Below are 16,095 nucleotides of genomic sequence, written 5' to 3'. Positions count from 1 at the left end.
CCCTGTCAGGTGGCAGTCATGCCACCGTCGACCTGGATCGTCTGGCCGGTGTAGAACGAATTGGCCGGCGATGCGGCAAAGATCAGTGCCTCGATGATCTCCGAGACCTCGCCGAGGCGCCTAGCAGGGATGCCGCGTGTGAGATGCGCTTCCGCCTCGTCCCGAGTCGCCTGACCGCTGGCGACCTGGGCATCCAGCATTTTCGTAACCATCGGCGTTCTGGCGAAGGACGGGCAGAGCGCATTGATGCGGATGCCGCGCCGGACATATTCGAGCGCCGCGGACTTCGTCAGGCCGACGACCCCATGCTTTGCAGCGGCATAAACGCTTGCCGTCGCCGCACCGGCCACGCCGGCAACCGAGGCGACATTGACGATGGCAGCCTTGCGACCGCGCTCGCGATACTGCTTCTCCATCACCGGAAGCTGATGCTTGAGGGCATAAAAGACGCCCATCAGGTCGATATCGATGACGCGCCGCGCCAGCTCGCTGTCGATCTGCGGCAATTTCATCAGCGGATGCGCAATGCCGGCATTGTTGACGGCAACGTCGAGCGAACCGAAACTGTCCAGCGCCAGCTGCACAAGATCCTCGGACAGCTTCTCCTCTGCCACCGAGCCCGCAAGCGTGGCGACACGCGCCGAGTCGTAGCGGCTCGCAATGCGATCGACCGCCTCCTCCGTCAGATCGGAAAGGACGAGATTGGCGCCCTCCTGATAGAAGCGATCCGCCGCAGCCTCGCCAAATCCTCCCGTTGCACCGGTGATCAGAACCGTGAGCCCATCGAACTGCTTCATTGTCATTCTCCCTTGTTCACGAGATCGCGCGCCATGCGCGCCACAAGCGGGACAGCAGCGGCAAGCTGGCGCGCCTTTTCCGGGTTCGACGCGTTGCCGTCGAGCGCGCGCTTGACAACACCCTGGATGATCGCCCCGATCCGGAAGAAGGAAAAGGCAAGCGCGAAGACCCAGTTCTTCGGAATGTCGATGCCGCGCCGTTCGCAATATATCCGCACATAGTCCGCCTCCAGCGGCAGGCCGAGCGCCTCGCGGTCCAGGCCGCCAATGCCGCGGAAATTGCCCTGGTTCGGCAAGCGCCACTGCATGCATTGATAGGCGAGATCCGCCAGAGGATGGCCGAGCGTCGAGAGTTCCCAGTCGAGCAGCGCCAGCACATCCGCGCCGCCCTCGGAAAAGATCATGTTGTCGATGCGGTAGTCGCCATGGACCAGCGCCACCTGCCCGTCGTCGCCGGCGTCGTGCTTTTCCAGCCAGTCGATCAGCCAGTCCATGTCTTCAAGTTTTTCCGTCTCGCTGGCCCGATATTGCTTCGCCCAGCGACCGATCTGACGCTCGAAATAGCTGCCCGGCTTGCCGAAATCGCTCAAGCCCACGGCATTCACATCGACGCTGTGGAGTGCGGCGAGAACCCTGTTCATCGCATCATAGATCGCACTCCGGCTCTCCACCGTTTCACCGGGAAGCGCCGGATCCCAGAGAATCCGTCCTTCCACATGGCTCATCACATAGAACATGCGCCCGATCGACGACTGTTCCGGCGACAGATAGAGCGCGTCAGGGACCGGAACGGCGCTGCCATGCAGCGCGCGCAGCACCCGAAACTCCCGGTCCACCTGATGAGCCGAGGCCAGCAGCTGCCCCGGCGGCTTGGCGCGCAGCACATAACGCTTGCCGTCTGCGGTCAAAAGGTAGGTCGGGTTCGACTGTCCGTCGGAGAATTTCGTCGCCGACTGCAGCACGCCGAAACCTGGAATGGCCTGCCCGAGCTCCTCCCCGAGCGCAGCAAGGTCCAGGAGATGTGACCCCTGATGCTGATCTGTCATTTGAATTCCTCCCATATGAAATATCATTGCCGCATTCGGGGACAATTGACAACATACTCGGTAGTATGTTCACCTGATGCAGCATTACAACCAGAATTTTTCGTCCGATGGAGGCGGAGCAAGAGGCTCCGGTCGGACGCAACGGAGGAAGCCATGTCCGATATCGTCGCCGGGGCTGACAGCATGCCGCTTGGCATGACAGAGCGTCTGAAACCCATCCACGCCAAAGTTCGCGACATGATCCGCAACGAGATCATGCCGCTCGACGAGGAATACCTCGCCGAAGTTGGCAAGGCGGAAGGCGGCAACCGGTTCGCCTTCACCGCGCGGCAGACCGAGATCCTGGAAAGCCTCAAGAAAAAAGCCAAGGAACGCGGTCTCTGGAACTTCTGGCTGACGAATTCCAAGAACGGCTTTGGCCTCAACACCGTCGAATATGCCTATCTGGCCGAGGAAATGGGCAAGTCCTTCCTCGCCGCCGAGGTCTTCAACTGCTCGGCGCCCGATACCGGCAACATGGAAGTGCTCGAACGTTATGGCTCACCCGAACACAAGGAAAAGTGGCTGAAGCCGCTGCTGAACGGCGAAATCCGTTCCGCCTTCCTGATGACGGAACCGGACGTCGCTTCGTCTGACGCCACCAACATTTCCATGCGCTGCGAGCGCGACGGCGATGACTATGTGCTCAATGGCGAGAAATGGTGGTCGTCAGGCGCCGGCGATCCGCGCTGCAAGATCTATATCGTCATGGTGCATTCGCCGAGCACGGAACGGCGCAAGCACGAGCAGCATTCCATGATCCTCGTTCCTGCCGACACGCCCGGCATCACCAAGCTCCGTCCGATGGAAGTCTTCGGCGATGACGACGCACCGCACGGGCATTTCCATATGAAGCTGGAAAACGTCCGCGTGCCGGCCTCCAATCTTCTGCTCAGCGAAGGCCGTGGCTTCGAGATTGCGCAAGGCCGACTTGGTGGCGGGCGCATCCATCACACCATGCGCGCCATCGGCCATGCCGAGATGGCGCTGGAGCGGCTTTGCCAGCGGGCGCTGCGCCGCGAAGCCTTCGGCAAGAAGCTCGCGGAACTGGGTGCGAATTTCGACATCATCGCCGAGGCCCGCATCGAGATTGAAATGACCCGCCTCCTCTGCCTGAAGGCCGCCTGGATGATCGATCGCGGTAATCCGAAGGAAGCCGCTGTCTGGATCAGCCAGATCAAGGTGGCAGCGCCCCGCATGGCGCTGAAGATCATCGACGAATCCATGCAGATGCATGGCGGGATGGGCATCAGCCAGGACACGCCGCTGGCGCGCTCGTGGACCAATGTCCGCACCCTTCGCTTCGCCGACGGCCCCGATGCCGTCCATCGTCGCCAGATCGCGCGCGAAGAGCTCAAGCGCTATACGCAGGAGAAAGTCTGATGAAGGCGATCCTCTGCAATGCCTACGGCCCGATTGACGGCCTGGCCTTTTCAGACCTGCCGGAGCCGGAAGCGACCGGCTCTCAGGTTGTGATCAAGGCGAAGGCCATCGGGGTCAACTATCCGGATGGGCTTCTCGTCCAGGGGCTTTATCAGGCCAAGCCCGAGCTGCCCTTCATACCCGGCATGGAAATGGCGGGTGTTGTCGAGAGCACCGGCCCTGATGTGAAACATCTGAAACCCGGCATGCGCGTCGTCGCCACCGCCGGCACCGGCGCCTTTGCGCAGAAGGGCGTCTTTGCCGAAGCGCAATGCATTCCCCTTCCCGACGGCGTCGATGACGCCGACGCCTGCGCACTCATGTGTGGTTTCGGCACCTCGCATCATGCCCTGAAGCAACGCGGCACACTGAAGCCGGGCGAAACACTCGTCGTTGCCGGTGCGGCAGGTGCCACGGGTCTCGCCGCCGTGCAGATCGGCAAGGCTATGGGTGCCAATGTCATCGCCATTGCCTCGACGGATGAGAAGCGCGAGGCCGCCAGACAGGCCGGCGCAGATCATGTCATCGGTTACGATAATCTCAAGGAAACCATGCGCGAGCTGGCCGGCAAAAAGGGCGTGGATGTGATCTTCGATCCGGTCGGTGGCGACACGTTCGACACGCTGGTTCGTTCCATGGGCCGCAACGGGCGCTATCTCGTCGTCGGCTTTGCCGGCGGTCGCATTCCACAGCTTCCCGTCAACCTGGCCCTTGTGAAGGAATTCTCCCTCGTCGGCGTTTTCTGGGGCGCATTCACCCAGCATGAACCGGCAGCCTATGCGGAGAATGTCCGCGAGCTCTTCGGCTGGCATCAGCAGGGCAAGGTGAAGCCGCTGATCAGCGCACGTCATCCCCTGTCGGAGGCACCAAAAGTTCTGACACAGTTGATGGAACGCGGTGTTTCAGGCAAAATAGTTCTTGAACCCTGAGTGCCGGCCCATCAACAGGCTGGTGAACACTAGGGACGACGGCTTGCGGCGAAGGTCCGTCGAACGTATATGCGCATGCGTCGGCAACGCCTTGTCGACGCGAGAACCATGATGATAACCAACGACCCCATGCTTGAGATTTTCACGGCTGCCGCCATCGAGGCAGGCGCCGTGATCATGACCGTGTTTCGTGCGGGCCCGGAAGTCCGGATCAAATGCGATCAGTCCCCGGTCACCATTGCTGACGAGAAGGCCGAGGCCATCATCGCCGGCATTCTGACAAAGGCCTATCCCGACATTCCGCTCGTGGCCGAAGAGGCCTGTGCTGCCGGACACATGCCGGCGACCGGTTCGGGGCGCTTCTTCCTCGTCGACCCTCTCGATGGCACGAAGGAATTCATCAACAAGAGCGAAGACTTCACCGTCAACATCGCCTTGATCGTTGAAGGCCGCCCCGTCGCAGGCGTCGTCTACGCGCCGGCCAAGGGCGTGCTTTACCGCGGCGATGCGCAGGGTGCCGAAAAACTCGTCATCGGCGAAGGAGGCAGGCTCGTCTCCCGACATACGATCGGCGTCCGCGCCTGCCCCGAAAAGCCGGTTGCAGTCGCAAGCCGCTCGCACAACAGCCCCGAAACACTCGCCTTCCTTGAAAAGGAGGGTGTCCACGACTACCGCTCCGTCGGTTCTTCGCTGAAATTCTGTCTGATCGCCGAGGGCGAGGCAGATATCTATCCGCGCTTCGGCCGGACGATGGAATGGGACACGGCCGCCGGCGACGCCGTCGTGCGCGCAGCGGGTGGCTCGACCGTTGGTCCGGACGGGAATCCGCTGTCCTACGGCAAGCGAAACCAGCCGACTGACAGCGATTTTGCCAATGCCGACTTCATTTGCTGGGGACGCCGACAGGCATAAGGATCAGGCGATAGGCAACAGCCGCTGAATCGCCTACCCTTCAGAGCATGTCCTATGACCTCAAGCGAATCGATCTGCCGGCGCTGTTCGGGCCCGTGTGCCGGGCGACGGATGCTCTGGCGCGACTGGACGAGTGCATTGCCCGCTCGACGATCCGCGAAGGTTTTCTCGAAAGACAGGATTTCGCCGACGCAGTGTCTTCGATGTGGGTCGACGGCGAGCTCGTTCACGTCGAGGATCTGGTCCTCCATGATGCACGCCGCGATGCCCGCACGCCGACGCACGAACTGACCATCGCGCATTCCGTGCTCCGCAGCCGGCGCCAAATCGGGAGCCACCCGGCCGATTGGGCCCTGAGCAACGCCGGCCTCGCCCGCCTGCGCGGCGAAGCCCGGGAGGCGGACGCTCATAGCCCACTTCAGCCCCCCTCGCCGACCCAAGTCTCCAGCATTCCCGAAGGCTCTCCGGAAGACGACGATCTGGCATTGGAGGACGCAGGCGATGAATTTGCCGAAATCGATGCGCTGCTGAGCCGCAGCAGCGCGCTGATTGACGATACGCTCAACAATCGTCCCGCGGCCAAACGCGCGCCCGACCGCGACCCGCTGATCTATGATGCCGATTGGGACGAAGATGCGCGGCTTGACGAATGGATGCAGATCCTTCGCGCCGCCGATGCGCTTCCGCCTGTCCTCAAGGCCGCGATTGCACTCGACGCCTGGAACCAGCTCCAGGTGCTGCAGCACAGGGCCGAGCTCGGCCGACAGCTTGCCGCAGCACTGCTCCGCCAGGAAGGCGTGGCCCGCGCTCACCTCCCACCGCTCAATGTCGGGCTGAAAGCAATCAAGATCGACCGGCGGCGGTCACCGAGCCGCATGACGCGGCTGCTGGCAATCTTGGAAAGCATCGAGGAAACGGCCGCGACCGGCTTGAAGGAACACGACCGGCTGCTGGCGGCCCGCGCCCAGCTTGAGCGTCGCACCGCCAACCGCCGCGGTCATTCGCGTCTGCCGCAACTGGTCGATCTGGTGATTGCAAGACCTGTCGTATCAGCCAGCCTAATCGCCCAGGAGCTCGACATAACACCGCAGGGGGCCCTTGTGCTAACCAAGGAGCTGAACCTGCGCGAAATGACCGGCCGCGGGCGCTATCGGGCGTGGGGCGTCCTTTAGTCCACCCCGGTTAGCCACGCCCCACGAAGGGCATTTTCGTCGCCATGACGGTCATCGTCAGGACATTTGCATCCAGCGGCAGGCCCGCCATGTAGACGACGGCATCCGCCACCAGCTTGGGATCGATCGTCGGTTCGACCATTGTTTCCCCATTCGGCTGGACGATGCCGGCGCGCATCCTTTCGGTCATGTCGGTTGCCGCGTTGCCGATATCGATCTGCCCGCAGGCAATATCGAAGGCGCGGCCATCGAGAGCGCAGGATTTCGTCAGACCTGTGATGGCATGCTTCGTCGCGGTATACGGCGCCGAATTGGGCCGCGGCGTCGTGGCGGAAATCGACCCGTTGTTGATGATGCGGCCACCACGCGGCGTCTGCGCCTTCATGATGCGGAACGCCTGCTGGGTGCAGAGGAACGCGCCCGTCAGATTGGCGGCAACGACACGGTTCCAGTCCTCGACATCCAGCTCATCCAGTGGAACGGCCGGGGCGCCCGAGCCGGCATTGTTGACGAGCAAGTCGAGCCTGCCGAAGCGGCTTTCGACCTCCTCGAAAAGCGCGCGAACAGAGCCGGGAATGCCGACATCGGCAACGATCGCATGGACCTTCGCGGAGGATTCCGGGCCGAATTCACGGATCGCCTCGTCCAGAACCTCGAGCCGGCGTCCCGCAATGACGACGGTCCATCCCGTGTCGGCAAGCGCCCGAACCATGGCCTTGCCCACGCCAGTCCCTCCCCCCGTCACGAGTGCAATTCCCTTCGCATCAACGTCAGCCATTCGTCTCTCCCCTTAAGATCTCGCGCCGAGACCGACTTGTCGCCCTCAAAAATCCCGATGTCAAATCGTCGGCGACGTTCAAGCGCGTCACACCAAGCCAATGAACGGATGATAGCGGCGCGGAAATTTAAATCTGGCGGTGAAGGAAATCGACTTGTTTGCATGCTAAATAGCCAAGGAAATCGGGGACCCTTAATGATAGGCAGCATCTGGAAAATTATCACACATGCGCGAGCAGCCATCGTCGTTGCGCTCCTGCTTGTTGCCGGTCGATACCAGCTTGAACTCGGCCATCTCTTGTCCATGGGCTATCTGTTCTGGGACTATATGCTTGTCGCAAGCATGGTCGTACTGCTCGCTCTTGCCGCACTTTTCAGGAAGGTTCGCATCGCAGCCCTGCTTGCAGCCGTCGTGGTTTGCGCGGAATTCCTCTCCCCTACGCTCGTCAATTGGGACAGAAACGCTGGACCCGCCACTGGGCCGGTGCTGAAGGTGATTTCCTACAACTGGCTTCTGGACGAACGAGACAGGTCAGACATCTATGCCTGGCTCAAGCATGAGGACCCGGATATTGTCGCCATCCAGGAGTTCACAGAGCAGGAGAAGGGTACGACTGCGCTCTTCAGCCTCTTTCCCTATCATACGACACCCGTTCCGGATGTGCTGATCCTCTCGAAATATCCGATCATCAAGCAGACGAACAAATCGCTCGACTGGAATTCGATGGTCCGCGCGGAAATTAACGTCAAGAACCGCCTGCTCGTCGTGTGGGGCATCCATCCCGCGACACTGAAGGAACCGCAGGAACTTAAGGCGAGGGATCACTACCTCTCCGATATTGCCTACTACGCCGCGCGTGAAACAGAGCCCGTCCTAATGCTGGGTGACTTCAACGCGACCCGCTGGGATCCGGGCTTCCGCGCGATCGTTGCTGCCGGCGAATTGCATGAAGAACCGGCCTTGCTGGCGCCTCTGACGCGCATGGCGGTCCGCAAAGGCGTGCCCTTCATCGGCGCACCGATCGACCACCTCCTGACAAATGGCAGCAATATTTTCTCAGATTGCCACACAGGTCCGAACCTTGGGTCAGACCACAAGCCGCTTGTTTGCATTCTGCAACTAAGCCGTTAAATTCTTTGGGCCATCGCTCAGCGGCGTCAGTTCTCATCCTTGAAAGGAGTACGAATCCAGCGCACGTGCCTCCACCTTACAACATCCCAAAGACATCAATGTCGGCAAAGCTGCGATCGCCTAAAGCATAAGCTGCGGGCCGGTCCATGTTATCCGCGACCGATTGACGTGATGTCAGTCATTTCCGAAGAGATCGCGGGTGTAGACCTTGTCGGCGACATCCGAGAGGTCAGGCGCCATGCGGTTTGAAAGGATGAGGCTCGCCTCCGCCTTGAATGCATCGAGATCCCGATAAACCGTCGAGCCGAAGAATGTCGTCTCGTCAAACGTCGGCTCGTAGACGATCATGGGGACGCCCCTCGCCTTGATCCGCTTCATGACTCCCTGGATGCTGGAGGAGCGGAAATTGTCCGACCCTGCCTTCATGATAAGCCGATAGACGCCGACCGTTGCAGGTTGGCGGCGCAGGATGTCTTCGGCGACGAAATCCTTTCGGGTGGAGTTCGAGGTCACGATCGCATTGATGAGGTTTTGCGGAACATCCCGATAGTTGGCGAGGAGCTGCCTTGTGTCCTTGGGCAGGCAATAGCCGCCATAGCCGAAGGAAGGATTGTTATAATGCGCTCCGATGCGAGGATCGAGGCCAACGCCGTCGATGATCTGGCGGGTGTTGAGACCATGCGTGGCGGCAAACGTGTCCAGTTCGTTGAAATAGGCAACGCGCATGGCGAGATAGGTGTTTGCGAAGAGCTTGATGGCCTCCGCCTCGGTGGAGTCGGTGAGCAAAACGGGCACATTGTTCTTCTCCGAGCAACTCCGCAGTATCTCCGCGAAGACACGAGCGCGATCGGACTGTTCCCCGACGACGATGCGCGAGGGGTGCAGGTTGTCGTAGAGGGCCTTGCCCTCGCGCAGGAATTCCGGAGAAAAAATCAGGTTCTGGCAGCCCAGTTCCTTCCTGATCCTGCTCGTGTAGCCGACTGGCACCGTCGACTTGATGATCATCACGGCATCGGGATTGAGCGCCAGGACATCGCGGACGACGGCTTCGATCGATGTGGTATCGAAATGATGGGTGACGGGGTCGTAATTCGTCGGCGTGGCGATGACGACAAAGTCAGCGCCCTCGAAGGCGTCCTGCTTCGACAAGGTGGCCCTGAGCCGCAGTGGCCTCGTTGCCAGGAATGACTCGAGCTCCGTGTCCGTAAATGGGCTCTTTCGCTGATTGACGAGATCAACGCGCTCGGCGGCGATGTCGAGAGCCACCACCTCGTGCCGCTGCGCCATCAGAACCGCATTGGAGAGACCGACATATCCGGTGCCGACAACCGCAATCTTCATCGCATTCCATCCTTTTGCGTGCTCCCAGGCAGGCCATGCAAAAGGCGCGCGTGAGACGGACGATCTTCCAATGGCGCAACAGTCAGACATGTCCCTTGGGTGGCGCTCGGAACGGATGATTCGTTACATGCCGATGGCGACCTGCGAGCCTTGGATGCCCACGACTATCCGAGGCTCGCGAACCTTTTATTGCAGCAATGTTCGAAAGCTGTGCGCTTCGGGCCAGTAGTCTTCTCAGACAGAATGAAAGGAGAGATGTGGGAAAGCGAAGGCCGGACATGGCCCCTTCAGCAGAATTGAACTGTAGAAACAGGCAGCTACATCGCGGAAGTTGGCAGAAGACGAACGAGCAACAGTGCTCAAAGCTTTATATTAAGCAAACCTAATTTACAGGATAAGTAGCAACGCCAGCTCAAATCCTCTTGCAGATGCAGTTTAATACTTTAATATCCACGCCAAGGGGAGTTCTTGGTTTTAGGCACCAACTGCAGATGGGTGGATGCAGGACGTGAAGTTTCAGCTTTTATTGATCTTTTTGCTCGTGAGCCTCATTTCCTGGGGCGGTTTCTTCATGGCCGCGAGGCATGGATATCACACGGCGCAGAAAACCGGCGTGATGCCGAATCTGCACATCAAGCAACGTCTCGGGATCGAAAAGCGCGAAACCGTGAACTTCACCGCGTTGCCGAACGACAGCAATTCGTGAGCGAAGGCGGTCGCAACTGACCACTCTGAAGCCAGTGCGGCGCCCCAGTAAGGCGCCGGCGAAGTGCTTTAAGACACAGTCTTTCTATTCAGCCGCGCGAATGACGAAATCGGGCTCTGTGCTGCCCTGCGTAACACGTCTGCCATTTGGCAGGTCGTTGCCGTCAAGCTTCCAGGCGCGATCCTCCGGCGAGAGATCCTTCCAGCGCTCCTCAAGCCTTGCCCGAAGCACGTCCTCCGGCTCATCGATCATGACAGTCAGATCGTAATGCGGATGCAGTTCCCGCCAGCGCCCTTCATCGAGAAGAAGGTAGTTTCCCTCCGCGATGATGTAGCGGACCGATTGGGGTATCATGCGCGCCCCTGCCCGCGCGATTTCGATGGAGCGGTCAAACACCGGGACGGCAATCTCCGGTTCGGCGTTCTGGCGCAGGCGCATGAGCATATGGGCAAAACCGGCCGCATCGAAGGTCTCGGGCGCACCCTTGCGGGGTCTCAGGCCGCGCGGAACAAGCAGCATGTCATCATAATGGTAGCCGTCCATCGGCAGAATAGCGGCCGAACCGGGTGCCACATCGTTCAATGCGTCAACGATCTTCTCCGCCAGCGTCGACTTGCCGGCACCCGGCGGGCCGGCAATGGCGGCAATCACACGGTTGCCCCCATCGCCCTTGCCCAGGATTGCGGAGACGAGCGTTTCGAGCGTTGCGACCTTGCGTGTCATGATGTTCCTGCCGAGAGTTTGAAGGTCGCAAATTCCCTCATCCGCGGGCGCAAGACAAGGCTGGGCAGTACCAAACAACAGCTTTCCTACCCTGTACCCTTCCCGCGCCCGAAGCGCTCCGGCTTCAAGGGTCGCTCAAAGCTCCACATCGGTCCCGACATGCAGGCTGACGCGGCCGGCGGAGAAGAGCGTGCGCGAATATTGCACCGGCACGCCTTCCAGATCGGCATTGATTGCCAGTGCCTCCAGAACAATGCCGCCGGGCGTCAGCCGAAGCCATTCGCGCTCACGCTCGTCGGCGTGGCGGGCGGAAATGTCGGTGGAAATGCGGACGTAATCGGCAAGCCCCATGGCCGCAAAGGAGCGCGTGACCGAGCGCTCGCGACGGAAATGCTCATCGATCCCGGCAAAGCGCGCGGCCGGAAACGTGTGGAAGGCAAGTGACACCGGAATGCCATCGGCAAGACCGAGCGTTTCCAGCGTCACGCAGGGCGTGCCGGGTGCGATGCGAAGCGCTGCCGCAACCTCCTCCGAAGCTTCGGCCTCGCCCGAGGCTATATAGGCCGTTTCCGGCCGCCGTGCCTGTCCGCCAAGGCCTGACGAGAAGCGCGTGCGCCGGGAGATCGGCATTTTCAAGCGGATATCGGACAGGATTTCCGTGCCCCTGCCCGCCTTTGCCTTGACGATCCCCTCGGTCTGAAGCGCCGCGATTGCCGCGCGCACCGTATGACGGTTGACGCCGAAGCGCTCGGCCAGCGCCATTTCCCCCGGCAGCTTGCCGGCCTCGCGGAATTCGCCCGCGCCAATGGCGACGCGGATATCGTCGGCGATCTGCCGCCAGAGCGCCACGCCGCTCGTCCGGTCAACCCCTGCCTGCTTCGTTCCAGTCATGAAGATGTCACCCAAATGTCACTCGACAATGCTACTAACATGGCCTAGGTTTAATTGTCTAGATAAATATACATTTGAGGTTCAAATGCAGACCGCAGCAAGGACAAATCCGGAGACGTCGCTGAGCGCCGCCGATGAGGCGCGCAAACTCCGCATCGAGCGCCTCGCCCGCGCCACCGTCGATGAAATGGTTCAGGCGCTGGGCGCCATAGGCGGCACCCCGGACGCCGTGAACCTGCGCGGCCCCGAAACGGGCCTCGTGATGATCCGCGGCCGCATGGGCGGCACGGGATCTCTCTTCAATCTGGGTGAGGCCACAGTCACCCGCGCCACGGTACGGCTTGCAAGCGGCGCGGTCGGTCACGGCCAGCGCCTCGGCGGCGACAAACATGCAGCCCGACTTTCGGCCATTCTCGACGCACTTGGCGAAATGCCGGCGCATCGGACAGCGGTCGAAACACTCTGCGCCGCAGTCGCCGTTCGCATCGAAATGGAAGATGGGAAACGCGCCGCCGAAACTGCCGCCACGCGGGTTGATTTCTTCACCATGGTCCGGGGAGACGATTGATGTCCTTGCACACAGAAGCACTTGAAGGCGGTTTCGCCAATCCCGTTCTCGGCGCGCAGGCCACCTTCCGCGCTCTGATGGACGCCATGTCCCGCCCCGGCACGATCCACACGCTCGGCACTGACGCAGCCCCGCCGCATCCGCTCGGTGTTGCGCAAGGCGCTGTTGCCCTGACGCTGGCCGATCACGACACGCCCGTCTGGCTCTCGCCGATGCTCGCCAATGCCACGCTCAAGGGCTGGGTCGGCTTCCACACGGGCGCGGAAATCGTCGCCTCGCCGGCGCATGCCCGCTTCGCCTTCCTCGCGAGCGGCGAGCCGATCCCGGATTTCCTCGGCTTTGCCGCTGGCAGCCAGGACTATCCGGACCGCTCCGCCACGCTCGTGATTGAACTGCCGTCGCTGACAGGCGGTCCGCAATTCCTGGCAACCGGCCCCGGCATCAAGATCAGCACGCAGATCGCCCTTCAGGGCCTGCCCGGCGACTTCCTGCATCGCTGGCGCGTCAATCGCGGCTTCTTCCCGCGCGGGATCGACCTGATTTTCACCGCCGGCTCGGACCTCATGGCCCTGCCGCGTTCCACCGACCTTCAAGCCTTGGGAGGCTGACATGTATGTAGCCGTGAAGGGCGGCGAAGCCGCCATTTCCAATGCGCATCGGCTTCTGGCCGACCGCCGCCGGGGCGACCGCTCGCTTCCAGCGCTTTCCATCGACCAGATCGTCGCGCAGCTCGCGCTCGGCGTCGACCGCATCATGGCCGAAGCCTCGCTTTATGACCGCACGCTGGCGGCCCTTGCGATGCGTCAGTCCCGTGGCGACATGATCGAGGCGATCTTCATCCTGCGCGCCTATCGCACCACGCTGCCGCGCTTCGGCTATTCCTGCGCCGTCGATACCGGCACGATGCTGGTCGAGCGCCGCATTTCGGCGACCTACAAGGATCTACCCGGCGGGCAGTTGCTCGGACCGACCTTCGACTATACCCACCGCCTGCTCGACCCGTCGCTGCTTGGCGACCATGCGGTTGCAGAAGGCGTCCAGCGCGAGCCGGGCACGGAGCCCGTCATGCGCGTCTCCGACATTCTCGCCGGCGAAAGCCTGATCGAGATGGAAGAGCCTGACGAGACCGACACGCTCCCCGGCGACATCACCCGCGAGCCGCTGGAATTCCCGCTTGGCCGCGACGAGCGTCTTCAGGCCCTGGCACGTGGCGACGAAGGCTTCCTTCTCGCGCTCGCCTATTCGACGCAGCGTGGCTATGCCCGCACCCATCCCTTCGCCGGTGAAATCCGCATCGGTCAGGTCGAGGTGGAAATCGACATTCCCGAGCTCGGTTTTGCCGTGTCGCTTGGCCGTGTTCAGGTCACGGAATGCCAGATGGTCAACCAGTTCAAGGGTTCGGCCAAGCAGCCGCCGCAGTTCACGCGCGGCTACGGCCTCGTCTTCGGCCAGTCGGAGCGCAAGGCCATGGCCATGTCGCTGGTCGACCGGGCGCTACGCGCTGAAGAATTCGGCGAGGATATCGTTGCTCCTGCGCAGGACGAGGAATTCGTCATCTCGCATTCGGACAATGTCCAGGCGACCGGCTTTGTCGAACACCTGAAACTGCCGCATTACGTGGACTTCCAGGCCGAACTCGACCTCGTCCGCCGCATGCGCCGCGAATATGACGCCGCCCAAGAGATCGTTGAAGAGATGAAGGAGGCTGCGGAATGAGCATTAGCCTCTCAGTCCCCTCCGCCATCTCCCCCGCCGTCGCCGTCTCCGTCGCCGTCAAAGCTGCCGAAGATGCCAGAGCCGTCGCCCGACTTGCCGCCCGGCTTTCGCAGCAGCACGACTGCGAGGGTGACGCTCGCAAAAATGGCATAGAAAATCCATCGCATCACACGCCCCTCATGTCCGCCCGTCCCACACTTGAAAGAGGTATGGCCCAATGAGCGAACTCGCAACCTACAATTTTGCCTATCTCGACGAACAGACCAAGCGAATGATCCGCCGGGCGATCCTCAAGGCGATCGCCATTCCCGGCTATCAGGTCCCCTTTGCCTCGCGTGAAATGCCCATGCCTTATGGCTGGGGCACGGGAGGCGTGCAGGTGACGGCCGCCGTCATCGGGCCGGAAGACACGCTGAAGGTCATCGACCAGGGCGCCGACGACACGACGAATGCGGTCTCCATCCGCGCCTTCTTCCAGAAGGTCGCCAATGTCGCCGTGACCACGAAGACGCGCGAGGCGACGGTCATCCAGACCCGCCACCGCATTCCGGAAGAGCAACTCACGGAAGGCCAGGTGCTGGTCTATCAGGTTCCGATCCCGGAACCCTTGCGCTTCCTCGAGCCGCGCGAGACCGAAACGCGCAAGATGCATGCGCTGGAAGAATACGGCCTCATGCATGTGAAGCTCTACGAGGATATCGCCCGCAACGGCCATATCGCCACGACCTATGCCTATCCGGTCAAGGTTGAGGGCCGCTATGTCATGGACCCCTCGCCGATCCCGAAATTCGACAATCCGAAAATGCATATGTCGGAGGCGCTTCAGCTCTTCGGCGCCGGCCGCGAAAAGCGCATCTACGCGATCCCGCCGCACACCAAGGTCGTCAGCCTCGACTTCGAGGATCACCCCTTCGAGATCCAGAAATTCGCCAAGCCCTGTGCGCTTTGCGGCGCGCATGGCGTCTATCTCGACGAGGTCATCCTGGATGACAAGGGCGGGCGCATGTTCGTCTGCTCCGACACCGATTTTTGCGAGGAACGCCGCGAGGCCGGCCATGTCGGCGAACTGGGTGTGGCCAACAAGGAGGCTGCGGAATGAGCGAGCAACCGCTTCTGAAAGTTCACGAATTGTCGAAATTCTACGGCGCGCGCATCGGCTGCCGCGATGTGAGCTTTGATCTCTGGCCGGGCGAAGTGCTGGCCATTGTCGGCGAATCCGGCTCTGGCAAGACGACGCTGCTCAATTGCCTGTCGACACGGCTGACGGCCGATGTCGGCTCGGTCGAATATCTGATGCGTGACGGACAGTATCGTAATCTGGCGACCATGCCGGAGGCCGAGCGGCGCTTCCTCATGCGTACGGACTGGGGCTTCGTCCACCAGAACCCGGCCGACGGGCTACGCATGACGGTTTCGGCCGGCGCCAATGTCGGCGAACGGCTGATGGCGGTCGGCGAGCGGCATTATGGCCGCATCCGCGAAACCGCCGGCGACTGGCTCGGCCGCGTCGAAATCGGTCTTGACCGCATGGATGATCAGCCGCGCGCCTTTTCCGGCGGCATGCGCCAGCGCCTGCAGATCGCCCGCAATCTCGTGACCTCTCCGCGCCTTGTCTTCATGGACGAGCCGACCGGCGGTCTCGACGTGTCGGTTCAGGCGCGCCTGCTCGATCTCATCCGCGGCCTCGTGCAGGATCTCGGCCTTGCCGTCATCGTGGTCACGCACGACCTCGCCGTCGCCCGTCTTCTGTCGCATCGCATGATGGTGATGAAGAACGGCCTCGTGATCGAACAGGGGCTCACCGATCGCGTCCTCGACGATCCGCGCGAACCCTATACCCAGCTTCTCGTCTCCTCGATCCTTCAGGTCTGAGCGCAATTCCAGCTTAAGCGGACGCCGGTTTCGCGTCCGGAATTGCGTCAAA

At 61.5% G+C, this 16,095-nt stretch carries 18 protein-coding genes; 11 read left to right on the top strand and 7 right to left on the bottom strand.

Going from position 1 to position 16,095, the window contains the following annotated elements:
- Window positions 1–5: 5 nt before the first annotated feature.
- The gene (locus LQK84_RS11060) at window positions 6–797 is read right to left on the bottom strand and encodes an SDR family NAD(P)-dependent oxidoreductase (protein WP_230828774.1); all 792 of its coding nucleotides are present in this window, start codon (window positions 795–797) and stop codon (window positions 6–8) included.
- 2 nt (window positions 798–799) lie between these two features.
- Window positions 800–1,843 (bottom strand): phosphotransferase family protein, encoded by a 1,044-nt coding sequence (locus LQK84_RS11055; RefSeq protein WP_230828773.1) that lies wholly within the window; start codon window positions 1,841–1,843, stop codon window positions 800–802.
- Between the two features lie 153 nt (window positions 1,844–1,996).
- On the opposite strand from LQK84_RS11055, the gene LQK84_RS11050 reads away from it, so the two are divergent.
- The 4 genes from LQK84_RS11050 (at window position 1,997) to LQK84_RS11035 (ending at window position 6,317) form a co-directional block, all read left to right on the top strand.
- Window positions 1,997–3,265 carry an acyl-CoA dehydrogenase family protein gene (locus LQK84_RS11050; RefSeq protein WP_230828772.1) on the top strand — a complete coding sequence of 423 codons (1,269 nt, stop codon included), beginning with the start codon at window positions 1,997–1,999 and terminating at the stop codon, window positions 3,263–3,265.
- The gene (locus LQK84_RS11045) at window positions 3,265–4,233 is read left to right on the top strand and encodes an NADPH:quinone oxidoreductase family protein (RefSeq protein ID WP_230828771.1); all 969 of its coding nucleotides are present in this window, start codon (window positions 3,265–3,267) and stop codon (window positions 4,231–4,233) included. Before LQK84_RS11050 ends, LQK84_RS11045 begins: the two co-directional genes overlap by 1 nt.
- Window positions 4,234–4,362: 129 nt before the next feature.
- Complete coding sequence (gene cysQ / locus LQK84_RS11040; RefSeq protein ID WP_230828948.1) at window positions 4,363–5,145, top strand: 3'(2'),5'-bisphosphate nucleotidase CysQ; 783 nt, start codon at window positions 4,363–4,365, stop codon at window positions 5,143–5,145.
- Between the two features lie 47 nt (window positions 5,146–5,192).
- Entirely contained in the window at window positions 5,193–6,317 is a 1,125-nt protein-coding gene (locus LQK84_RS11035; RefSeq protein WP_230828770.1) for an RHE_PE00001 family protein, read from the top strand.
- 10 nt (window positions 6,318–6,327) lie between these two features.
- On the opposite strand, the gene LQK84_RS11030 is transcribed toward LQK84_RS11035, so the two are convergent.
- Entirely contained in the window at window positions 6,328–7,095 is a 768-nt protein-coding gene (locus LQK84_RS11030) for an SDR family oxidoreductase (RefSeq protein WP_230828769.1), read from the bottom strand.
- A 303-nt stretch (window positions 7,096–7,398) separates the two neighbouring features.
- Here LQK84_RS11030 and LQK84_RS11025 point away from each other — a divergent pair, with 303 nt between their 5' ends.
- On the top strand, window positions 7,399–8,226 hold the full coding sequence (locus tag LQK84_RS11025) for an endonuclease/exonuclease/phosphatase family protein (protein WP_230828768.1): 828 nt from the start codon (window positions 7,399–7,401) through the stop codon (window positions 8,224–8,226).
- A 174-nt stretch (window positions 8,227–8,400) separates the two neighbouring features.
- Here the strand turns inward: LQK84_RS11025 and LQK84_RS11020 are convergent, their stop codons facing one another.
- Window positions 8,401–9,567 carry a nucleotide sugar dehydrogenase gene (locus LQK84_RS11020; RefSeq protein WP_230828767.1) on the bottom strand — a complete coding sequence of 389 codons (1,167 nt, stop codon included), beginning with the start codon at window positions 9,565–9,567 and terminating at the stop codon, window positions 8,401–8,403.
- 499 nt (window positions 9,568–10,066) lie between these two features.
- Here LQK84_RS11020 and LQK84_RS11015 point away from each other — a divergent pair, with 499 nt between their 5' ends.
- The gene (locus LQK84_RS11015) at window positions 10,067–10,273 is read left to right on the top strand and encodes a hypothetical protein (RefSeq protein ID WP_230828766.1); all 207 of its coding nucleotides are present in this window, start codon (window positions 10,067–10,069) and stop codon (window positions 10,271–10,273) included.
- 84 nt (window positions 10,274–10,357) lie between these two features.
- On the opposite strand, the gene LQK84_RS11010 is transcribed toward LQK84_RS11015, so the two are convergent.
- Complete coding sequence (locus tag LQK84_RS11010; RefSeq protein WP_230828765.1) at window positions 10,358–10,996, bottom strand: nucleoside/nucleotide kinase family protein; 639 nt, start codon at window positions 10,994–10,996, stop codon at window positions 10,358–10,360.
- 135 nt (window positions 10,997–11,131) lie between these two features.
- Complete coding sequence (gene phnF, locus LQK84_RS11005) at window positions 11,132–11,887, bottom strand: phosphonate metabolism transcriptional regulator PhnF (protein WP_230828764.1); 756 nt, start codon at window positions 11,885–11,887, stop codon at window positions 11,132–11,134.
- An 85-nt stretch (window positions 11,888–11,972) separates the two neighbouring features.
- Here phnF and phnG point away from each other — a divergent pair, with 85 nt between their 5' ends.
- From phnG to LQK84_RS10990, 3 genes are read left to right on the top strand one after another with little or no spacing between them, the layout of a single operon-like run.
- Entirely contained in the window at window positions 11,973–12,455 is a 483-nt protein-coding gene (gene phnG, locus LQK84_RS11000) for a phosphonate C-P lyase system protein PhnG (RefSeq protein ID WP_230828763.1), read from the top strand.
- Entirely contained in the window at window positions 12,455–13,063 is a 609-nt protein-coding gene (phnH, locus tag LQK84_RS10995; protein WP_230828762.1) for a phosphonate C-P lyase system protein PhnH, read from the top strand. The genes phnG and phnH overlap by 1 nt, the downstream gene beginning before the upstream one ends.
- Window position 13,064: 1 nt before the next feature.
- Window positions 13,065–14,171, top strand: a complete 1,107-nt coding sequence (locus LQK84_RS10990) for a carbon-phosphorus lyase complex subunit PhnI (protein WP_230828761.1) — start codon at window positions 13,065–13,067, stop codon at window positions 14,169–14,171.
- An 11-nt stretch (window positions 14,172–14,182) separates the two neighbouring features.
- Here LQK84_RS10990 and LQK84_RS10985 read toward each other — a convergent pair whose 3' ends face one another.
- On the bottom strand, window positions 14,183–14,338 hold the full coding sequence (locus LQK84_RS10985; RefSeq protein ID WP_230828760.1) for a hypothetical protein: 156 nt from the start codon (window positions 14,336–14,338) through the stop codon (window positions 14,183–14,185).
- A gap of 50 nt (window positions 14,339–14,388) precedes the next feature.
- Between LQK84_RS10985 and LQK84_RS10980 the strand changes: the two genes are divergently transcribed.
- Complete coding sequence (locus LQK84_RS10980; protein WP_230828759.1) at window positions 14,389–15,270, top strand: alpha-D-ribose 1-methylphosphonate 5-phosphate C-P-lyase PhnJ; 882 nt, start codon at window positions 14,389–14,391, stop codon at window positions 15,268–15,270.
- Window positions 15,267–16,043: a phosphonate C-P lyase system protein PhnK gene (phnK, locus tag LQK84_RS10975; RefSeq protein WP_230828758.1), complete on the top strand. Its 777-nt coding sequence runs from the start codon at window positions 15,267–15,269 to the stop codon at window positions 16,041–16,043. Before LQK84_RS10980 ends, phnK begins: the two co-directional genes overlap by 4 nt.
- The last annotated feature ends 52 nt before the right edge of the window (window positions 16,044–16,095 follow it).

The sequence above is a fragment of the Rhizobium sp. C4 genome (assembly GCF_021026315.1).
In the GTDB taxonomy this organism is placed as follows: domain Bacteria; phylum Pseudomonadota; class Alphaproteobacteria; order Rhizobiales; family Rhizobiaceae; genus Ensifer_A.
The sequence above is the reverse complement of the archived record's forward strand: the minus strand, read 5'-3'. Positions and strand labels throughout refer to the sequence as shown.

Bases quoted from the DNA above. Each gene is read 5' to 3' on its own strand.
- LQK84_RS11015 (WP_230828766.1), top strand. From the start codon at position 10,067: ATGCAGGACGTGAAGTTTCAGCTTTTATTGATCTTTTTGCTCGTGAGC.
- phnK (WP_230828758.1), top strand. From the start codon at position 15,267: ATGAGCGAGCAACCGCTTCTGAAAGTTCACGAATTGTCGAAATTCTAC.
- phnF (WP_230828764.1), bottom strand. From the start codon at position 11,887: ATGACTGGAACGAAGCAGGCAGGGGTTGACCGGACGAGCGGCGTGGCG.
- phnH (WP_230828762.1), top strand. From the start codon at position 12,455: ATGTCCTTGCACACAGAAGCACTTGAAGGCGGTTTCGCCAATCCCGTT.
- LQK84_RS11045 (WP_230828771.1), top strand. From the start codon at position 3,265: ATGAAGGCGATCCTCTGCAATGCCTACGGCCCGATTGACGGCCTGGCC.
- cysQ (WP_230828948.1), top strand. From the start codon at position 4,363: ATGCTTGAGATTTTCACGGCTGCCGCCATCGAGGCAGGCGCCGTGATC.
- LQK84_RS11030 (WP_230828769.1), bottom strand. From the start codon at position 7,095: ATGGCTGACGTTGATGCGAAGGGAATTGCACTCGTGACGGGGGGAGGG.
- LQK84_RS10990 (WP_230828761.1), top strand. From the start codon at position 13,065: ATGTATGTAGCCGTGAAGGGCGGCGAAGCCGCCATTTCCAATGCGCAT.
- LQK84_RS10985 (WP_230828760.1), bottom strand. From the start codon at position 14,338: ATGCGATGGATTTTCTATGCCATTTTTGCGAGCGTCACCCTCGCAGTC.
- LQK84_RS11020 (WP_230828767.1), bottom strand. From the start codon at position 9,567: ATGAAGATTGCGGTTGTCGGCACCGGATATGTCGGTCTCTCCAATGCG.
- LQK84_RS11050 (WP_230828772.1), top strand. From the start codon at position 1,997: ATGTCCGATATCGTCGCCGGGGCTGACAGCATGCCGCTTGGCATGACA.
- LQK84_RS11035 (WP_230828770.1), top strand. From the start codon at position 5,193: ATGTCCTATGACCTCAAGCGAATCGATCTGCCGGCGCTGTTCGGGCCC.
- phnG (WP_230828763.1), top strand. From the start codon at position 11,973: ATGCAGACCGCAGCAAGGACAAATCCGGAGACGTCGCTGAGCGCCGCC.
- LQK84_RS11055 (WP_230828773.1), bottom strand. From the start codon at position 1,843: ATGACAGATCAGCATCAGGGGTCACATCTCCTGGACCTTGCTGCGCTC.
- LQK84_RS11010 (WP_230828765.1), bottom strand. From the start codon at position 10,996: ATGACACGCAAGGTCGCAACGCTCGAAACGCTCGTCTCCGCAATCCTG.
- LQK84_RS10980 (WP_230828759.1), top strand. From the start codon at position 14,389: ATGAGCGAACTCGCAACCTACAATTTTGCCTATCTCGACGAACAGACC.
- LQK84_RS11060 (WP_230828774.1), bottom strand. From the start codon at position 797: ATGAAGCAGTTCGATGGGCTCACGGTTCTGATCACCGGTGCAACGGGA.
- LQK84_RS11025 (WP_230828768.1), top strand. From the start codon at position 7,399: ATGGGCTATCTGTTCTGGGACTATATGCTTGTCGCAAGCATGGTCGTA.